The sequence below is a fragment of the Bradyrhizobium erythrophlei genome, from assembly GCF_900129505.1.
Lineage (GTDB): Bacteria > Pseudomonadota > Alphaproteobacteria > Rhizobiales > Xanthobacteraceae > Bradyrhizobium > Bradyrhizobium erythrophlei_D.
In genome coordinates this window covers 2,820,282-2,837,770 of record NZ_LT670818.1, presented here as the reverse complement: position 1 = coordinate 2,837,770, position 17,489 = coordinate 2,820,282, and the positions used below count along the sequence as shown (strand labels likewise).

General features: G+C 64.4%; 15 protein-coding genes. 10 read left to right on the top strand and 5 right to left on the bottom strand.

The annotated features are described in order from the left end of the window. The first annotated feature begins 42 nt into the window (after positions 1 to 42). Positions 43 to 1,785 carry an N-acyl-D-amino-acid deacylase family protein gene (locus B5525_RS13090; RefSeq protein WP_079566381.1) on the top strand — a complete coding sequence of 581 codons (1,743 nt, stop codon included), beginning with the start codon at positions 43 to 45 and terminating at the stop codon, positions 1,783 to 1,785. Between the two features lie 26 nt (positions 1,786 to 1,811). Here B5525_RS13090 and B5525_RS13085 read toward each other — a convergent pair whose 3' ends face one another. After that, positions 1,812 to 2,477 (bottom strand): glutathione S-transferase family protein, encoded by a 666-nt coding sequence (locus B5525_RS13085; RefSeq protein WP_079566380.1) that lies wholly within the window; start codon positions 2,475 to 2,477, stop codon positions 1,812 to 1,814. A gap of 4 nt (positions 2,478 to 2,481) precedes the next feature. Further along, positions 2,482 to 3,753: an MFS transporter gene (locus B5525_RS13080; protein ID WP_079566379.1), complete on the bottom strand. Its 1,272-nt coding sequence runs from the start codon at positions 3,751 to 3,753 to the stop codon at positions 2,482 to 2,484. A 288-nt stretch (positions 3,754 to 4,041) separates the two neighbouring features. Between B5525_RS13080 and B5525_RS13075 the strand changes: the two genes are divergently transcribed. The 7 genes from B5525_RS13075 to B5525_RS13045 all read left to right on the top strand — a co-directional run bounded on the left by B5525_RS13075 (position 4,042) and on the right by B5525_RS13045 (position 11,013). Further along, complete coding sequence (locus B5525_RS13075; protein WP_154073185.1) at positions 4,042 to 4,767, top strand: class I SAM-dependent methyltransferase; 726 nt, start codon at positions 4,042 to 4,044, stop codon at positions 4,765 to 4,767. A 40-nt stretch (positions 4,768 to 4,807) separates the two neighbouring features. Then, positions 4,808 to 5,461, top strand: coding sequence for an ABC transporter ATP-binding protein (locus tag B5525_RS13070; RefSeq protein WP_079573298.1), 654 nt, complete (start codon positions 4,808 to 4,810; stop codon positions 5,459 to 5,461). Continuing rightward, positions 5,458 to 7,920, top strand: coding sequence for an ABC transporter permease (locus B5525_RS13065; RefSeq protein WP_079566377.1), 2,463 nt, complete (start codon positions 5,458 to 5,460; stop codon positions 7,918 to 7,920). The genes B5525_RS13070 and B5525_RS13065 overlap by 4 nt, the downstream gene beginning before the upstream one ends. Then, positions 7,910 to 8,998, top strand: a complete 1,089-nt coding sequence (locus tag B5525_RS13060; protein WP_079566376.1) for a lipocalin-like domain-containing protein — start codon at positions 7,910 to 7,912, stop codon at positions 8,996 to 8,998. Before B5525_RS13065 ends, B5525_RS13060 begins: the two co-directional genes overlap by 11 nt. Before the next feature lie 30 nt (positions 8,999 to 9,028). Beyond that, a complete protein-coding gene (locus tag B5525_RS13055) occupies positions 9,029 to 9,421 on the top strand; it encodes an MAPEG family protein (protein ID WP_079566375.1) in 393 nt (130 codons plus the stop codon). Between the two features lie 235 nt (positions 9,422 to 9,656). Then, positions 9,657 to 10,211 (top strand): carboxymuconolactone decarboxylase family protein, encoded by a 555-nt coding sequence (locus B5525_RS13050; protein ID WP_079566374.1) that lies wholly within the window; start codon positions 9,657 to 9,659, stop codon positions 10,209 to 10,211. A 1-nt stretch (position 10,212) separates the two neighbouring features. Further along, the gene (locus B5525_RS13045) at positions 10,213 to 11,013 is read left to right on the top strand and encodes an SDR family NAD(P)-dependent oxidoreductase (RefSeq protein ID WP_079566373.1); all 801 of its coding nucleotides are present in this window, start codon (positions 10,213 to 10,215) and stop codon (positions 11,011 to 11,013) included. Positions 11,014 to 11,046: 33 nt separating this feature from the next. Here the strand turns inward: B5525_RS13045 and cydX are convergent, their stop codons facing one another. From cydX to B5525_RS13030, 3 genes are all read right to left on the bottom strand, one after another. Then, positions 11,047 to 11,178, bottom strand: a complete 132-nt coding sequence (gene cydX / locus B5525_RS13040; protein WP_079566372.1) for a cytochrome bd-I oxidase subunit CydX — start codon at positions 11,176 to 11,178, stop codon at positions 11,047 to 11,049. Positions 11,179 to 11,297: 119 nt separating this feature from the next. Further along, on the bottom strand, positions 11,298 to 12,455 hold the full coding sequence (cydB, locus tag B5525_RS13035) for a cytochrome d ubiquinol oxidase subunit II (protein WP_172900105.1): 1,158 nt from the start codon (positions 12,453 to 12,455) through the stop codon (positions 11,298 to 11,300). Positions 12,456 to 12,480: 25 nt separating this feature from the next. Then, positions 12,481 to 14,058, bottom strand: a complete 1,578-nt coding sequence (locus B5525_RS13030) for a cytochrome ubiquinol oxidase subunit I (RefSeq protein ID WP_079566370.1) — start codon at positions 14,056 to 14,058, stop codon at positions 12,481 to 12,483. A 106-nt stretch (positions 14,059 to 14,164) separates the two neighbouring features. On the opposite strand from B5525_RS13030, the gene B5525_RS13025 reads away from it, so the two are divergent. Both B5525_RS13025 and B5525_RS13020 read left to right on the top strand, forming a co-directional pair. Next, positions 14,165 to 15,841 carry an ATP-binding cassette domain-containing protein gene (locus B5525_RS13025; protein ID WP_172899865.1) on the top strand — a complete coding sequence of 559 codons (1,677 nt, stop codon included), beginning with the start codon at positions 14,165 to 14,167 and terminating at the stop codon, positions 15,839 to 15,841. Beyond that, positions 15,838 to 17,484: an ATP-binding cassette domain-containing protein gene (locus B5525_RS13020; protein ID WP_244567888.1), complete on the top strand. Its 1,647-nt coding sequence runs from the start codon at positions 15,838 to 15,840 to the stop codon at positions 17,482 to 17,484. Before B5525_RS13025 ends, B5525_RS13020 begins: the two co-directional genes overlap by 4 nt. Positions 17,485 to 17,489 lie beyond the last annotated feature (5 nt).

The following is a 17,489-nucleotide window of genomic DNA, read 5'->3' as shown; positions in this document are numbered from 1 at the left end:
CAACCCATGATGCGGCAACAAAACAGAACCCGGGGAAACGCCATGGCCGACCATCCAGACCTCGTGATCCGCGGCGGCACCATTGCCGACGGTTTTGGCGGCGAGCTGTTCGAGGCGGACGTGGCGATCACGGGCGGCCGTATTTCCGAGGTCGGCCGCATTTCGGGCAAGGGCAAGGAAGAGATCGACGCCAAAGGCAAACTAGTTACGCCGGGCTTCGTCGACGTTCACACCCATTATGACGGCCAGGTCACCTGGAGCCACGAAATCACGCCCTCGTCGCAGAACGGCGTCACGTCGGCGATCATGGGCAATTGCGGCGTCGGCTTCGCGCCCTGCCGGCCTTCGGATCATCAGCGGCTGATCCAGTTGATGGAAGGCGTCGAGGACATCCCCGAGCCGGTGCTCAGCGCGGGCATTCCCTGGGCCTGGGAAAGCTTTCCGGACTACATGAACTGGCTGTTGCAGCGCAGCTTCGACGTGGATATCGGCGCGCAGCTTCCGCACGCGGCGCTGCGGGTCTATGTGATGGGCGAGCGCGGCGCCCGCCGCGATCCCTCCACGTCCGAAGACAACAAGGCGATGGCCGCGCTCGCCGGCGAAGCAGTCCGCGCCGGCGCGCTAGGTTTTTCGACCTCGCGCACGCTCAATCATCGAACCTCCACCGGCGACTTCACGCCGACCCTGAAGGCGGGCGAGGACGAACTGACCGCGATCGCCGGCGCGATGCATGGCGTCGGCCGCAGCGTGCTGCAATTCGTGCTCGATCTCTCCACCCTGCATGAAGACCTGCCGATGATGCTGCGGGTGGCGGAAAACACCAGGTGCCCTATCTCGTTCTCAATCACGCAGAACGACAAGGCGCCGCGGAGCTGGCGCCAGACGCTGGACAGCATCGGCGAAGCTTCGGCCCGGGGGCTTTCGATCACCGCGCAGATCGCCGCGCGCCCGGTCGGATTGCTGCTCGGACTGGAACTGTCGCGCAACCCGTTCCAGACCCATCCGAGTTACAAGGCGATCGCGCATTTGCCGCTGGCCGAGCGGCTCAGGCGGCTGCACCAGCCCGAAATGCGCGCGGCGATCCTGCGCGAGACGGCGACTGCGACCGACGATCCGCTGTTCTTCCGGCCCAACTACGACAAGATGTACCTGCTCGGCGACCCCCCGGACTACGAACAGCCGCCGGAAAACACGCTGGGCGCACAGGCCCGCCGCCAGGGACGGCAGCCGGAAGAGCTCGCCTATGACGCGATGCTGTCGGACGAGGGCCGCGGCATGCTCTACGTGCCGTTCCTGAATTATGCCGACGGCAATCTCGACGCCACGCGGGAAATGCTGACCGATCCGCATTCGGTGCCGGGACTGAGCGACGGCGGCGCGCATTGCGGCATCATCTGCGATGCGAGCTTCCCGACCTATCTGCTGACGCACTGGACGCGCGACCGCACGCGCGGCGAGAAACTCTCGATCCCCTTCGTGGTGGCGGCGCAGTCGCGCAAGACCGCGCTGTCGGTCGGCCTCTCCGATCGCGGTTTGATCGCGCCGGGCTACAAGGCCGATGTCAATGTCATCGACTATGACCGACTGCATCTGCATCCGCCGAAAGTGCATTACGACCTGCCGGTCGGCGGCCGCCGCTTGCTGCAGCAGGTCGACGGCTACGACGCCACCATCGTCTCCGGCGTAGTAACGCAACGCCTGGGATCGGCAACCGGCGCGCGACCAGGTCGTCTGGTACGCGGCGCGCAAGGAAGCCAGCCGCAGTTAGGCGCAGCAGCCAGTTAGCGTATGCCGCTTGATGCGCGTTTTTCTTAAGAGGCCGGTGGGGTCACCCGGACGGGCGGAGACGATCCCACCGGCATGAGTTCGTAAGGCGGCTTCCAGCCCGGCAGACCTGCAATGCGCTTACGCCAGGCATGGAGCCCCGGAAAATCGGCCTCTATGTCGAAGCCAGTCTCCTCCGAAGGATAATAAACGTAGCCTGCCATGGAAAAATCCACGATGGTCGGCCTGTCGCCCAGCACGAAGGGACGATCCATCAGGTGCTTGTCGACGATCGAACAGGAGGCCTCCACGCGCGATCTCAGGAAGGACAGTATTGCGGGATGCACCGGCTCCGCCGTCAACGAGTTCTGAAATCGGTGCATCGCATAGTTGTTCGTGAACTTGTGATTATCGAACAAAATCCATCGTAAGGCCTCGAAACGCTCGTCGGGGCCGACGGGAGCGAACTTGCCGGTAGTCTCGGCCAGCCAAATCAGAATCGCACCCGACTGAGACATTTTCTTCCCGTTCACTTCGAGCACCGGGACTTCACCCATCGCATTGGTGCCGGCCCGCCAGTTCGGATCCCGTGTCTGGCCGCCGGCAAAATCAACCCCGACCGGCTCCCAATCAAGGCCGGCGCAATTCAGATAGAGCGCCAGCTTGTAAGAATTGCCCGAGCCGCCATTGCAATGAAGCTTGTAGTGAGCCATTCCCTCACGCGAACTTCGGTTGCCCGACTTGCGTCATCAGGCGCGCGCGCTCGGTGTTGGGCCACAGCAAGAGCAGGCCGAGCAGTCCGGATACGACCATCACCACCGCATTGATGGTGAAGCCGGTCATGTAGCCCTCGAGCAGTCCGCCCGCGTGCTGGATCACGCTGCCCATTACCGCCGGCGCGACAATGCCGGCGAGCGTGTAGATCGCGCCAAAGATCGCGATCACCGCGCCGCGCTGCGACACCGGCGTGAATTCGCTCAGCATCGGCGGACAGACCACATAGATCGATCCGCTGAGCCCTGTTCCGATCACGAGCACGGCAATGCGCAGCCCCGCATGATCGACATACGCAAGAGTTGCAAGGATCAAGCCGCCGACGATCAGGGGCACCGAACCGAGCACGCCGCGCGCGCCGCGGGTGGACATGCCGCGCGCCATCAGCACCTGCGAAATCCACCCGGTAAGCAGCACGATGGTGGCGCCGAACACCCAGGGCAGGATCGAAATCAATCCCGCGTCGTTTTGCGAGAAGCCGAGACCCTTGATAATGAAGGGCGTGAACCAGGTCAATCCCAGCGACAGCGCCCAGTAGGCGCCGAAGGCCGCCGCGCAGGAGCCGATGAAGGTGCGCGAGGTCAATAGCTGCAAATAGGGAATGCGGGGATCGGCCTCGGCCATCGCCACCGTTTGGACCAGCGGCCCTTCCTTGCCCATGACGAGCCACGCCGCCACCCACATCAGGCCGACGACACCAAGCGCGCCGAAAGCGTAGTGCCAACTGTGATTGACGATTACCCAGTTCAGCGCCGGCACCGCGAGGATGACGCCGAACGCCGAGCCCTGCGCCAGGATCGCGGTCGGCAGCGTCCGCTTCTCGTCGGGGAACCATTTGTAGATCGCATGCACGGCGACAGACGCCGCCGGACCTTCGCCGGCGCCGAGAATCACGCGGCAGATCAGCAGCGTGGTGAAGCTGACCGTGCCCACCATCGGAAACTGCGCCAGCGCCCAGATCGCCGCCAGCACCAGCAGCACCCAGCGCGTCGCGATGCGATTGACGATGAAGCCGACGACAATGGCCGAGATGGAAAACAGGAAGAAGAACGAGGAGCCGAGCAGACCGAACTGTTCAGGTTCCAGTTTCAGCTCGGTCATGATCGGCACGCCGGCAAGGCCGACCACGATCTTGTCCGCGAAATTGACCAGCATGAACAGGAACAGCAGAAAGGTGATTTTCCAGGCGCCCTTCGGCGTCGGTTGCGCGGTCATGTTCTCTCCCGATTATCTTTTTTCTGGCTGTTGATCGGCCCCGTCCGATGCTACCCGGGGGGTGTCGGACAATGCAACTGAACATTTTGGGCGGCCCAGTGCGCTGCAACCGCGCCGTCACGCGTTTATGCCGCACGGGCTGTTGTCCAGGCGTCCCGCAACCTGATCACGATCGCGTCCCCACAGCGATTGAGACCGTGATCTCCCGGCCCGGCCTTGCTATGTTGGCGCACAAATTGTCAGGGGTTTTTGATGCCAAGACCAATCCATTGCGCAGGCGCCATTGGCATGCTCGTTTCGCTTTCGATGCTCGCAGGGTGGGGCTTGGCGTCGGCCGAGGACGCCAAAGCGCCGGATTACGAGGCTATCGTGGCCGCGCCGGACCGCAGCGACGCCGACCGGCAAACCGATGTCCGCCGCCAGCCGGCCAGGATGCTCGCCTTCACCGGCGCGCGGCCCGGAATGAAGGTGCTGGATATGGGCGCCGGTGCCGGCTACAGCACCGAACTGATGGCGCGCGCCGTTCGGCCCGACGGCAAGGTCTATGCGCAGGAATCGGCAGGCGTCATGGAGCGGGTGAAGGACAAGTTCGATATCCGCGCCCAGTCTCCGGCCATGAAGAACGTCGTGCACCTGATCCGGAATTACGACGATCCCTTGCCGCCCGAGGTCGGCGGGCTCGATCTGATCACCTTCTTCTTTGCCTATCACGATGTGACCTACATGCCGGCCGATCGCGCCGAGATGGACAAAAAGATGCTCGCCGCCTTGAAGCCCGGCGGCTTCCTGGTCATCGCCGACCATTCGGCGCGCGCCGGCGACGGCACGAGCGTGGCGAAGACGCTGCATCGGATCGAGGAGAGCACGCTGCGCAAGGAGATCGAGGCCGCCGGATTCAAGCTCGCGGGCGAGGCCGACTTCCTGCGTCACCCCGAAGATCCGCGCGATGCGGCGGTGTTCCATCCGGCCGTTCCGGTCGATGAATTCGTGCTGAAATACCAGAAGCCGCTGTAAGATTTCGCATCCGCCTCATATGGCAACCGGCAACCCAATCGTGCTGAGCGTCCGCGGCCTGACGAAAATCTATCGCTCCGCCGGCGAGGACGTCGTGGTGCTGCGCGGTGTCAACCTCGATATCGCGGCCGGCGAGCGCGTGGCGCTGACCGGTGAATCCGGCAGCGGCAAGAGCACGCTGTTGCATCTGGTCGCGGGCCTCGATCGTGCCGACGGCGGCGAGATCAGGCTCGCCGACAGCTCCATTTCCGATCTCGGCGACGCCGGCCGCGCCGAGTTGCGCCGCGACCGATTGGGGCTGGTGTTCCAGCAGTTCAACCTGATCCCGAGCCTGAGCGTCGAGGATAATCTGAAATTCCAGTCGCGCATTGCCGGCCGCCATGACGCCGCCTGGCATGCCGAACTGGTCGAGCGCCTCGGGCTCGGCGCCCTGGTAAAGCGCTATCCCGAGCAATTGTCGGGCGGCCAGCAGCAGCGGGTCGCGATCGGCCGCGCGCTCGCGGTAAAACCGCTGCTGCTGCTCGCCGACGAACCCACCGGCAACCTCGACGAGGCGACCGCGGATGACGTGCTGGCGCTGACGCGCGATCTCGTCGCGCGAACCGGCTGTGGCTTCCTGATGGTGACGCATTCGGTACGGCTCGCCGCCACGCTCGACCGCCAGATCAATCTGCATGCGGGGCTGATCGCATGAGCCGCATCCTGTGGATTCTCGCGGTATTGTTGAGCCACTGGCGGCGGCATCCGATGCAGCTTGCGACCCTCTTGATCGGGCTGATTTCCGCGACCGCTTTGTGGAGCGGCGTGCAGGCGCTGAACGCGCAGGCCCGCGACAGCTACGACCGCGCTGCCGCGACCTTCGGTGGCGCGCGAACGGCTGCCTTGGTGGCGCGCAGCGGCGCGACCTTCCCGCAAAAACTCTTTGTCGAGTTGCGCCGCGCCGGCTGGCCGGTATCTCCGGTGCTCGAAGGCCGCATTCAGATCGACGGGCGCTCGCTCCGGCTGTTGGGCATCGAACCCATCACCATTCCGGTGGAAGTCGGCACTACGCCGGCGATCGGCCGGGCCGGCCTGCAATCCTTCCTGGAGCCGCCGGGCGAAACCCTGGTCGCGCCGGATGTGCTCGGCGATCTCAATTTGAAGGAAGGCGCGACGCCGCTTTCGAGCGAGGGCGCCTCTCTGCCGCCGCTGCATGCCCAGCCGGAGCTGGTGCCGGGCGTGCTGGTGGTCGACATCGGCGTCGCGCAGCGGCTGCTCAACAGGCCGGACCAGATCTCCCGGCTGTTGATCGGCAAGACAAAGAGCAAACTCGCGCCGCTCGAAACGATTGCCGGCGACCAGCTCCGTTTGGTGCAGCCGGACGCGGAGAGCGACCTCGAACGCCTCACCGACAGCTTTCACCTCAACCTGACGGCGTTCGGCCTGCTGTCCTTTGTCGTCGGGCTGTTCATCGTCAATTCGGCCGTTGGCCTGGCGTTCGAGCAGCGCCTGCCGATGCTGCGGACCTTGCGCGCCAGCGGCGTGTCGGCGCGCATGCTGAACGCGGTGCTGGTGGTCGAGCTGGTGTCGCTGGCGCTGGTGGCGGGCCTCGTTGGCCTGGTCTGCGGCTATTTGATCGCGGCGGCGCTGTTGCCCGACGTCGCAGCCTCGTTGCGCGGACTTTACGGCGCGCAGATTCCTGGCCAGCTGACGCTGAAGCCCGAGTGGTGGATCGCGGGCATCGTCATCTCGATTACCGGTGCGCTGGCGGCAGCGACCACCAGTCTTGCAAAAGCGATCCGGCTGCCGATCCTGGCGGCGGCGCAGCCTTATGCCTGGCAGCAGGCGCAGCACCGCTGGCTGATCCTGCAAAGCGCGCTGGCGCTCGCCGTGCTCGCCGCCGCCGGCCTGATCCTGTGGTACGGCGATTCGCTGGTATCAGGATTTGCCGTGCTCGCGGCGTTGCTGCTGGGCGCGGCGCTGATCCTGCCGGCGATCCTGGAACGCCTGCTTTCGCTCGGCCAGCGGCAGGCCGATGGCGCGCTTGCGGGCTGGTTCTGGGCCGACAGCCGCCAGCAGCTTTCGGGATTGTCGCTGGCCTTGATGGCGCTGTTGCTCGCGCTCGCGGTCAATGTCGGAGTTGGCACCATGGTGGAAACGTTCAGCCGGACCTTTGTCACCTGGCTGGACGGTCGGTTGGCGGCGGACGTCTATGTCAATGCGTCCGACGCCGCGCAGGCGAGGGAAATCAGGGCGTGGCTTGGCGACCATCCCGAAGTCTCGACGATCCTGCCCGGCGGCCGCACCGAGGTGCAGATGGCGGGAGCGCCGATCGAGATCCTGGGCATCGCCGATCACGCCACCTATCGGGATCACTGGCCGCTGCTGGAAGCCCGCGCTAACACCTGGACCAGGCTTCGTCCGGGCGATGCCGGCCTCATCAGCGAACAACTGGCCCGTCGGTTGAAAGTCGGGATCGGCGATTCCATCGAGGTTCCTGCGACAGGCGGCAACTGGAAGCTCGAGATCGTCGGCATCTATGCCGATTACGGCAATCCGAAGGGCCAGATCGCCGTCAATATTGCCGCATTCACCCGCCATTTCCCGGAAGTGCCGCTGACGCGAATGGGCTTGCGCGTCTGGCCCGCGGCGATTCCTGCGCTGATCTCGGCGCTGCAGGAAAAATTCGGTCTCGATGGCCGCAATTTGATGGATCAGGTCACGTTGAAAGCGGAGTCGACACGGATCTTCAATCGAACCTTCGCGGTGACCGCGGCATTGAACGCCTTCACCCTGGGCGTCGCCGGCATCGCGCTGCTGACGAGCCTGTTGACCCTGAGCAGTTCCCGCCTGCCGCAGCTCGCTCCATTGTGGGCGATCGGCATCACGCGGCGGCGGCTGGCGGCGATCGAGCTCTTGAAGACCCTGTCGGTGGCGCTGATCACTACCCTGCTGGCGCTGCCGCTGGGGCTGTTGGTGGCGTGGTGCCTGATAGCGGTGGTGAATGTGAAGGCCTTTGGCTGGCGGTTGCCGTTCCATGTCTTCCCGCTGCAACTGCTGCAGCTATTGGCCGTGGCGATGGCGGCGTCGCTGCTGGCCGCGCTGTTGCCCGTGATCAAACTGGCGCGCATGCAGCCGGCGCGCCTAATCAAGATTTTCGCCGATGAGCGATAGTTTTTCGATCACGCGGCGCGCCCTGCTCGGCGGCGCCGTGCTTCTCGGGCTCGGCCGCAACCGCGCGCGGGCGCAGGGCTTTGCCGGGCTCGGCGAGAACGGCGAAGGGTTCGCGCCCGTCGTGCCCGGCAAGACCTTTTCGTTTGCGGCCGATCACGGTCCGCATTCCGATTATCGCATCGAATGGTGGTACCTGACGGCCAATCTCAGGGATGCCTCCGGCGCGGCCTATGGCGTGCAGTGGACCCTGTTCCGGCAGGCCGCGCGACCCGGCCCGCAGGGAGAAGGCTGGGCCAATCAGCAGCTCTGGATGGGCCATGCCGCCGTGACCCGCGCCGACACCCACCGCACAACCGAGAAATTCGCCCGCGGCGGGATTGGGCAGGCCGGCGTCGAGGCAAAGCCGTTTCAGGCCTGGATCGATGATTGGCAAATGCGCGGAGTCGACGGCCTGCGCGACGACTTGATCGCGCCGCTTGAACTGAACGCAATGGCCGCGGATTTTTCCTACACGCTGCGGCTCGACGCCGATCGTCCGCTGGTGCTGCAGGGCGATGGCGGCTACAGCCGGAAATCGGAGCGCGAACAGGCCTCCTATTATTACAGCCAGCCTTTCTTCAAGGCGGCGGGCCGCATCACCATCGGCGACAAGCCTGTCGTTGTCAGTGGTCTCGCCTGGATGGACCGGGAATGGAGCAGCCAGCCGCTGGCGTCAGACCAGACCGGCTGGGACTGGCTGTCGCTGCATCTCAATTCAGGCGAAAAGCTGATGCTGTACCGGATGCGCCAGACCGACGGCCGGAATTTCGCCTCCGCCAACTGGATCTTGCCCGACGGCAAGACCCGGCAGATCGCCTCGGCCGACATCGCGATGACGCCGAAAACGTGGACCGAGATCGGGAATCGCAAGATCCCGACCACCTGGGAGATCGCGATCCCGCCGCTGGCGCTCACGATCTCCTGTGTCCCGCTGAATCCGAAAAGCTGGATGGGGACGAGTTTTGCCTATTGGGAGGGGCCGATCAGCTTTGCCGGCAGCCACGGCGGAGTAGGATATCTCGAGCTGACAGGCTATTGAGGACCTCGACGTCATAGGGGGATTCCAACAATGTTTCATTTCACCGCACTCGTCACCTGTCTTGCCATCGCGCTCTATTTCTTCACGTGCATTCAGGTGGCGAAGGCGCGCGCGGCGTTCGGCATCAAGGCGCCGGCCATCACCGGCAATCCCGATTTCGAGCGGGTATTTCGCGTGCAGATGAACACGCTGGAATGGATGCCGATCTTCCTGCCCTCGCTCTGGCTGTTCGCGATCTACATCAGCGATCCCATTGCCGCGGCCATCGGCCTCGTCTGGATCGTCGGCCGCGCTCTCTATCTGACCGGCTATTCACAAGCCGCCGAAAAGCGCAGCCGGGGATTTGGCATTCAGGCGCTGGCGGCCGGCGTGCTCTGGCTGGGCGCGCTCGGTGCCATCGTCTGGCGCCTCATTCATGCCTGACGTTTTCACGTCATTGCGAGGAGCCAACGGGTCGCGCGAATGCGCCCGATGACAGGCTCCGCGACGAAGCAATCCATTCTTTCCCGATGTTACAGCATCGATTGCTTCGCGGAGTTTATCATCGGGTGGCGCTTCGCGCCGACCCGTTGGCTCGCAGTCACGAAAAACGACGGCAACACCGCGGAAGGCGCGAATTTATCAGGTCACGGATTGCATAAAGGGGAGAACGAACAAGATGGCCCGCCTGCCCTATCTCGAGGCCGACCAGATCGCGCCCGAATATCGCGACATGCTCCAGCGCAACACCAATCTGCACAAACTGCTGGTCAATTCGCCCGACATGGCGCGCGCCTTCAACGGCGTCGGCGGCTACATCCGCTTCAAGAGCAAGCTCGACCCGCGCCTGCGTGAGCTCGCGATCCTGCAGGTCGGCTGGATGGAGAGGTCGGAATATGAATTCACCCATCATGTGAAGATCGGCAAGGAATTCGGCGTCACCGACGCCGATATCGAGGCGCTGATGGCGGAGACCGAGGGCAGGCCCTCGGGCCTCGAGCCGCTGGCCAAGGCGATCCTGAAGGGCGCCCGCGAGATGGTGCGCGAGCTCGCGATGTCGGAATTAACCTTCACGGAAATCAAGAAGGAGCTCTCCGACGAGCACATGACCGATCTCGTGCTCACCATCGCCTTCTATTGCGCGGTGGTCCGCGTGCTCGCCACCATGAAGATCGACAATGAACCCACCTACAAAGAGGTACTCAAACAGTACCCGATCCCGGGAGTGAACTGACATGCGTTTGAAAGATCGTGTCGCCATCGTCGTCGGCGCCGGGCAGAGCCCCGGCGAGGGCATGGGCAACGGCCGCGCCACCGCGCTGACCTTCGCGCGCGAAGGCGCCCGCGTGCTGTGCGTGGATCATCACCTCGATTCAGCCCAGGAAACCGTCGACATGATCGGCGCCAAGGGCGGCGCCGCGGCCGCCTTCAAGGCCGACGTCACCAAAAATGCCGAGCTCAAGGCCATGGTGGAAGATGCAAAAACCCGCTGGGGCCGCATCGACATCCTGCATAACAATGTCGGCGTCAGCCTTTCCGGCGGCGACGCCGAGTTGCTCGACTTCACCGAGGAAGCGCTGGAGCGCTGCGTGGCGATCAACCTCAAGAGCTGCATCTTCGCCGCCAAGCACGTGATCCCGATCATGCGGCAGCAGCAAAGCGGCGCCATCATCAACATCTCGTCGATGGCGGCGATCACCACCTATCCTTACGTCGCCTATAAGGCGACCAAGGCGGCGATGATCGCTTTCACCGAACAGCTTGCCTACCAGAACGCCGAACACGGCATCCGCGCCAACGTGATCCTGCCCGGCCTGATGAACACGCCGATGGCGGTCGACACCCGCGCCCGCGAGTTCAAGAAGAGCCGCGCCGAGGTCGAGGCCGAGCGCGATGCCAAGGTGCCGCTGCGCCGGAAGATGGGCACCGGCTGGGACGTCGCCAACGCCGCGCTGTTCCTCGCCTCCGACGAAGCCAACTTCATTACCGGCGTGACGCTGCCGGTGGACGGCGGCGCCAGCGTGAGAAGAGGCTAGCCGATCAACACGGGCAGCGATGCGCCGGCGCGATCAGGGCGTGCGCAGCGCGGGCGCACTGGTGTCGTCTTTTTCACGAACCGTCCGCAGTTCGTACCAGAGCGCATTGAGCACGCCGACGGCGGCGGCAAGTCCGAGGCCGAGGATCCAGGCAAAGTACCACATCGTTTGTCTCCGGTTTCCCGGAGCCTCAATTCTGATTCATCAGAACCGGGGCTCCGTTTTGTTTGTTCGACGCGTTCTTTACGCGAACGGGAATCCACTCCGCTTGAAAACGCTATGGTTCAGTAGGCCGACGATCCGGCGCTTTCGATGGTCGTGGCGCTGACCTTGCCCCACAGCACCTTGTAGACCCAGGCGGTATAGGCGAGCACGATCGGCAGCAAGATCACGGTCGCGATCAGCATGTTGCGAAGCGTCGCGTGGCTCGACGAGGCGTCGAACACGGTCAGCGAATCATTCGGGTTGGTGCTCGACGGCAGGATGATCGGAAACATCGACAGCCCGACGGTCGCAATGATGCAGGCGATGGCAAGCTTGGAGGCGAGGAAAGTCAGACCGGACCGCCGTGCGCCAAAACCCGCCGCCGCCAGCAGCGGCGCGACGATGCCGAGCAGCGGCACAATCGCAAGCCAGGGCGTGGCGCGGAAATTCTGCAGCCAAGCCGCGGAATTGAGCGTCACCGTCTTGCCGACCGGATTGGACGGCCCATCCCACACGATCGGGCTCGTCACCTGATAGTCGCCGAACGCCCCTAACCAGATCAGGAGGCCGCCGCCCGCGAACAGCACCGCGGTGATCAGCGCCGCTTTCGATCCGAACGCTGCGGCGCGCTCCGCGACCGGGCCTTCCGACTTGAAGCAAAGCCACGCCGCGCCGTGCATTACCAGCATCGAGAGCGACACCAGCCCGCAATACAGCGCCAACGGATTGAGCAGGCCGAACAGATTGCCTTCATAGATCGGCCGCAGCTCGTCGGTGAAATGGAAGGGCACGCCCCTGAGCGCGTTGCCGACCGCGACCCCGAAGATCAGGGCCGGAACGGCGCCGCCGACGAACAGCGCCCAGTCCCAGTTCCGGCGCCACACGACGCTCGCGCGCTTGGAACGGTACTTGAAGCCGACCGGACGCAGGATCAGCGCGAACAGCACCAGGAACATCGCGAGGTAGAAGCCGGAAAAGCTCAGCGCATACAGCGCCGGCCAGGCCGCGAAGATTGCTCCGCCGCCCAGGATGAACCAGACCTGATTGCCTTCCCAGACCGGGCCGACGGTGTTGATGGCGACGCGCCGCTCGATGTCGGTCTTGGCGACAAAGGGCAACAGCGCGCCGACGCCCATGTCGAAGCCATCGGTGACGGCAAAGCCGATCAGCAGGACGCCGAGCAACACCCACCAGATCAGGCGCAGCGTCGTGTAGTCGAAAATAAGTTGGATCATGATCGTATTCCCTGATCAAACCTGAGGATCACTCGGCCGGCGCAATGGCGCCGGTACCGGTTGCGAACGTGCCGAAAGAGCCCATCTCGCTCACCGCGTCGGGACCCTTCTTGATGGCGTGGAGCATCAGCGTGCATTCGATCACGGCGAGCACGGCGTAGACGGCCGTGAATCCGATGATGGTCAGCACCAGATTGTAGACGCCGAGTTCCGAGGTCGCGAGGAAGGTCGGCAGCACGCCGTCGATGATCCAGGGCTGCCGTCCGAACTCGGCGACGAACCAGCCGAGTTCCGCTGCGAGCCACGGCAGCGGGAACGTGCAGAGCGCGAGCCATAACAGCCAGCGCGGCGCCTCCGTCTCGCGCATCGTGTACCAGAGCGAGATCACGAACACCGCCAGCAGCACGAAGCCGAACAGCACCATGAAGCGGAAGGCAAAGAAGATCGAGGGAACGCTGGGCACCGTCGACCACGCCGCATCGCGGATCTGTTCCGGCGTCGCCAGCGCCGGGTTCTCGAGGTAACGCTTCAGCAGCAGCGCGTAGCCGAGATCGCCGCGGGTCTTCTCGAACACCGCGCGGGCCGCCGCGTCGGCATGGTTCTTCTTGAGCCTCTCGAGCGCGTCATAGGCGACGAGGCCGTTGCGGATGTTGCCTTCCGCCTTCTTCACGAGATCGAAAATGCCGGGAATCTGCTCGTCGATCGAACGGGTGCCAATCAGTCCCATCAGCCAGGGTATCTCGATCGCGTCATGCGTCTCATGCGCCTCCATGTCGGGAATGCCGAAGGCGGTAAACGAGGCCGGCGCCGGCTCCGTGTGCCACATCGCCTCCATCGCGGCGAGCTTCATCTTCTGGTTATCGGTGATGGTGTATCCACTTTCATCGCCGAGCACGATGACCGACGAAGCGGCCGCGACGCCGAAGGCCGCCGCGATCACGAACGACCTCTTGGCGAGTTCGATGTGACGTCCACGCAGAATGTAGAAGGCCGAAATGCCCAAAACGAAGGCAGCGCCGCAGACATAGCCTGCGGACACCGTATGCACGAACTTCGCCTGCGCGGTCGGGTTGAGCAGCACCGCCGCGAAATCCGTCACCTCCATGCGCATCGTATCGGGATTGAAGGCAGCGCCGACCGGATTCTGCATCCAGCCATTGGCGATCAGGATCCAGAGCGCCGAAAGATTGGTGCCGAGCGCGACCATCCAGGTGACAGCCAGATGCGCGCGCGGCGACAGCCTGTCCCAGCCGAAGAAGAACAGGCCGACGAAGGTTGCTTCCAAAAAGAACGCCATCAGCCCCTCGATCGCAAGCGGCGCGCCGAAAATGTCGCCGACATAATGCGAGTAGAAGGCCCAGTTCATTCCGAACTCGAACTCCATGGTGAGGCCGGTGGCAACGCCGAGGACGAAATTGATACCGAACAAGAGGCCCCAGAACTTGGTCATGTCGCGCCAGATCGTTCGGCCCGTCATCACGTAGACGGTTTCCATCATGGCCACGAGGATCGACAGTCCCAGCGTCAGCGGCACGAACAGGAAGTGATACATCGCGGTCAGCGCAAATTGCAGCCGCGAAAGCTCGACGAGCAGCGAATTGGTCATAGCAGACGCACCTTTCGAGAGGTTCATTCCTACCTAGCCATTTCGACGCGCCGCGCTGTTGACCTGGATCAAGGGACGACGGCCGAAATCGATGCAGAAAATCCGCATGCGAATATCGAATGACAGAAAGCGGACTGAGCGCCGCGGAAACCGGGCGACCACGGCACCGCTCGCGGACAATTCAACCGACCATGATCCCGCGCTCGGACTTGCCCGAAATTTCGGCACGGCGGGTCTGCGCACCACATTAAGCTGGCAAGTCGCGCGGACGCTGTTCCGGATCGGCTTCGCAGGCTCGCTGGCGGTGTTCGCCGGGCGCCTGATCGAAGACGCTGCTTTCGACGTCATCGCGCTGAGTGGCGCGCTGGCCTGCCTCGCACTGTCGGCCGCAGCCGGCGTGCTCGCCGATCTCGCCGCGGCGGGCGCCGAGGACGTCGTCGTCGATCGGCTGCGTGCCGCGTTGCAGGATTCACTCTCCCGAAAATCCCCGGTGCGGATACGCACCAGGCCCGCCGGCGCGCTGGTCGCCGGACTGCAGCGTTACCCGGGCGCGGTGGCTGGCCTGGTGATCAGCCATAGTGTCGCGAAATCGATGCTGGCGATCGGCCCAACGCTTGCGGCAGTGGCGGTAGCCCTTGTGTCATGGGAGGCGGCCATTACGCTTTTTCTGGCGATTCCGGTCATGGTCATCTTCTTCGTGCTGCTGGGCGGCGTCGTCCGCAGCAGGGCGGAGGCACAGGAGAAGGCCTTCGGCCGGCTGGCCGCGCAATTCTCCGACCGGATCCGGACCTTGCCGACCATCTTGGCCAACCACGCTTTGCCGCGCGAACACGGCAAGATCGAAGCCCGAATGACGCTCTATGCCGACAGCACGATGGCCGTGCTCAAGGTCGCGTTCCTCAACGCCGGCATCATCGACTTTTTCTCCGCCATCGCCATCGCGGTGCTCGCCGTACTCCTCGGTCTCAGCCATCTCGGGCTAATGCACGTCCCCGGATTCTCGGGGCTGGCGCTTTGGCAGAGCCTGTTCATCCTGATCATCGCCGCCGAATTCTTCACGCCGTTCCGCCGTTATGCCGAGCAGTATCACGTCAAGGCGGAAGGACAGGCAGCGGCCAAGGAGCTGGACTGGTATCTTGATGACTCCGGCACGGCAATGACCGGCGCAGACGACGCCGGCGCGAAGCCATTTACCATTGACGGCGCGTTCGACGCCGCGGATTTTCCGCCGGCCGGCCTGATTGCCATTTCGGGGCCGAGCGGCGCCGGAAAATCGACCCTGCTGCGCATGCTGGCCGGAATCGAAACGCCACCACCCGGTTTCAAGCCGCTACTCCAGGTAACCGCGGAGGGCTGCGACTGGATATCGACGGATATCTATGTGCCGGCGGGCACGCTGGGCGAAGCCATCGGCTGGAATCGCGGCGGCCATGAGCGCGCGGTGCTGCAGTCTGCGGCGGCGCATGTGGGGCTGCTCGACGAACGGCTGCTGCCCGGCGGGCTCGATGCCCGCATCGCGGAGGGCGGCGACAATCTCTCCGGCGGGCAGCGCATGCGCATCGGCATCGCCCGCATCATGCTTTCCGGCGGCGTGGTCCTCGCCGACGAGCCCACCGCCAAACTCGATCCGCAGACGGCGAAACTGGTCCGGCAGATGCTGATCGATATCGCGAAGCGGCGCCTGGTCATCGTCGCCACCCATGACGAGCGGCTGATCGAAGCGGCCGGCCGGCACCACGTGCTGCGAGTTCCATCCCAGGACGGGCAGGCGGTTGCCGCATGAGCCTGCAACAGATTGCACCCTCAATGACGATAGCCGTCTCCGCACCTTCGTCGCTGCGCGCCAAATCGCCATGGCGGCTCGCCATCCTGCTGGCCGTCGTGGCTTCGGCGTCCGGAATCCTGCTCACCGGCATCTCCGTTTGGTTCCTCGGCGCCGTAGCGTTGGCAGGATTGGGACCGGCTGCGCTCGCGTTCAATTTTCATATTCCGGCGGCGCTGGTGCGGCTGTTCGCGCTGAGCAAGACGCTCGGCAAATATGGCGAACGTGTCGTCGGCCATCGCGCCGCGCTGCTCGACCAGGTGAAACGGCGCGCAAAACTGTTCGCCGCGATGGCGCTGGCACCTTCCACCCGCGCGGCGGGCTGGCAACTCGGCAACCAGGACCGGCTGTCGGACTATATGGAAGACGTCGAGGACGTCGATTACGAGCGCCTGCGCGTCGGCATGCCCTCCGCCATCTTGGTGGCTGGAGTTGGCGCGCTTGCGGTGGCGACGGCATGGCTTTCTCCGCTCGCGCTGGTGCCGATCGCCTTGTTGTCGCTGGCGTTGGCCGAGACGCTGCGCCGGTTGATGCCGTTTGTCGATCGGATATGGAGAAGCGTGAGATCCTCGCAGCGGTCTGCGGGCCGCCTGTTGGGGACGGCGCTGGCCTCGGTGGTGCCGCTGCAGGCCGAGCGCGCCTTCCCGGACATCTTGAACATTGCCTTTACCTATTTCGGCGATGCGGAAGCAGGCCGCCTTGCCCAGCGTCGCGCGCTTGCCATGCTCGACATGCTGGCCGGGCTCGCTGGTCCATTGGCGGCGCTCAGCGTGCTGGTCGCGGCCTGGCATGCCGGCGCTCGCGACAGCGCCCTGCTGGTTCCGGCCTTCCTCGGGTTCGGCTGGCTCGCGCTGGGCGAGACCGCCCATAGCGTCTCGCGGATGGTGCTTGGAAGGGTCCGCGAGCGCGTCGCCCGCGAAGGGCTCGACGACTGGTCGACCGTGCTGAAGACAACGCCAGCGCCCTCACCGGCAGTCCTGCAAAATCTGACTCTTCAGAACGTGCCACGGCAGACGCCCGACGGTCGCAGCCTCGGCCGGCCGATCAATCTGAATTTCGGCGCCGGCCGTCCGACGGCGCTGGTCGGCGCCAGCGGCACCGGAAAAACGACATTGCTCAAACAGATCGCCGGCTGGATCGGCGCCGACAACAATGGCCAGTTTGTCGGCGACGGGCTCGTAATGCTCGGCGCCTACCGTCGCGCGGCGTCGCATCTTTGCCTGCACGATGCCGCGATCCTGTCCGATACGGTTCGCGAAAATCTCTTCGCAGCCACCGCCACCGACGAAGCGTGCTGGCTGGCACTTGCCGCCGTGGAACTCGACGGCCGTTTCGCCGACGGGCTCGACAGCTGGATCAGCCAGGACATGCTGTCGCTCGGCGAGGCGCAGCGGCTCAATCTCGCCCGCGCGCTGCTCAACGATGCGCCGATCGTTGTTCTCGACGAGCCGGTCGAGCATCTGGATTTCGACCAGGCGGCCCGGATCTTGAAGCGGATCTTGTCGCAACTGGCGAATCGGGTAGTCATCTATTCCAGCCACGCCGAATACGCCGTGCCTGGAACCGTCAGCGTCCGGCTCGGCACCGACCGCGAACTCGCCTGACTTCA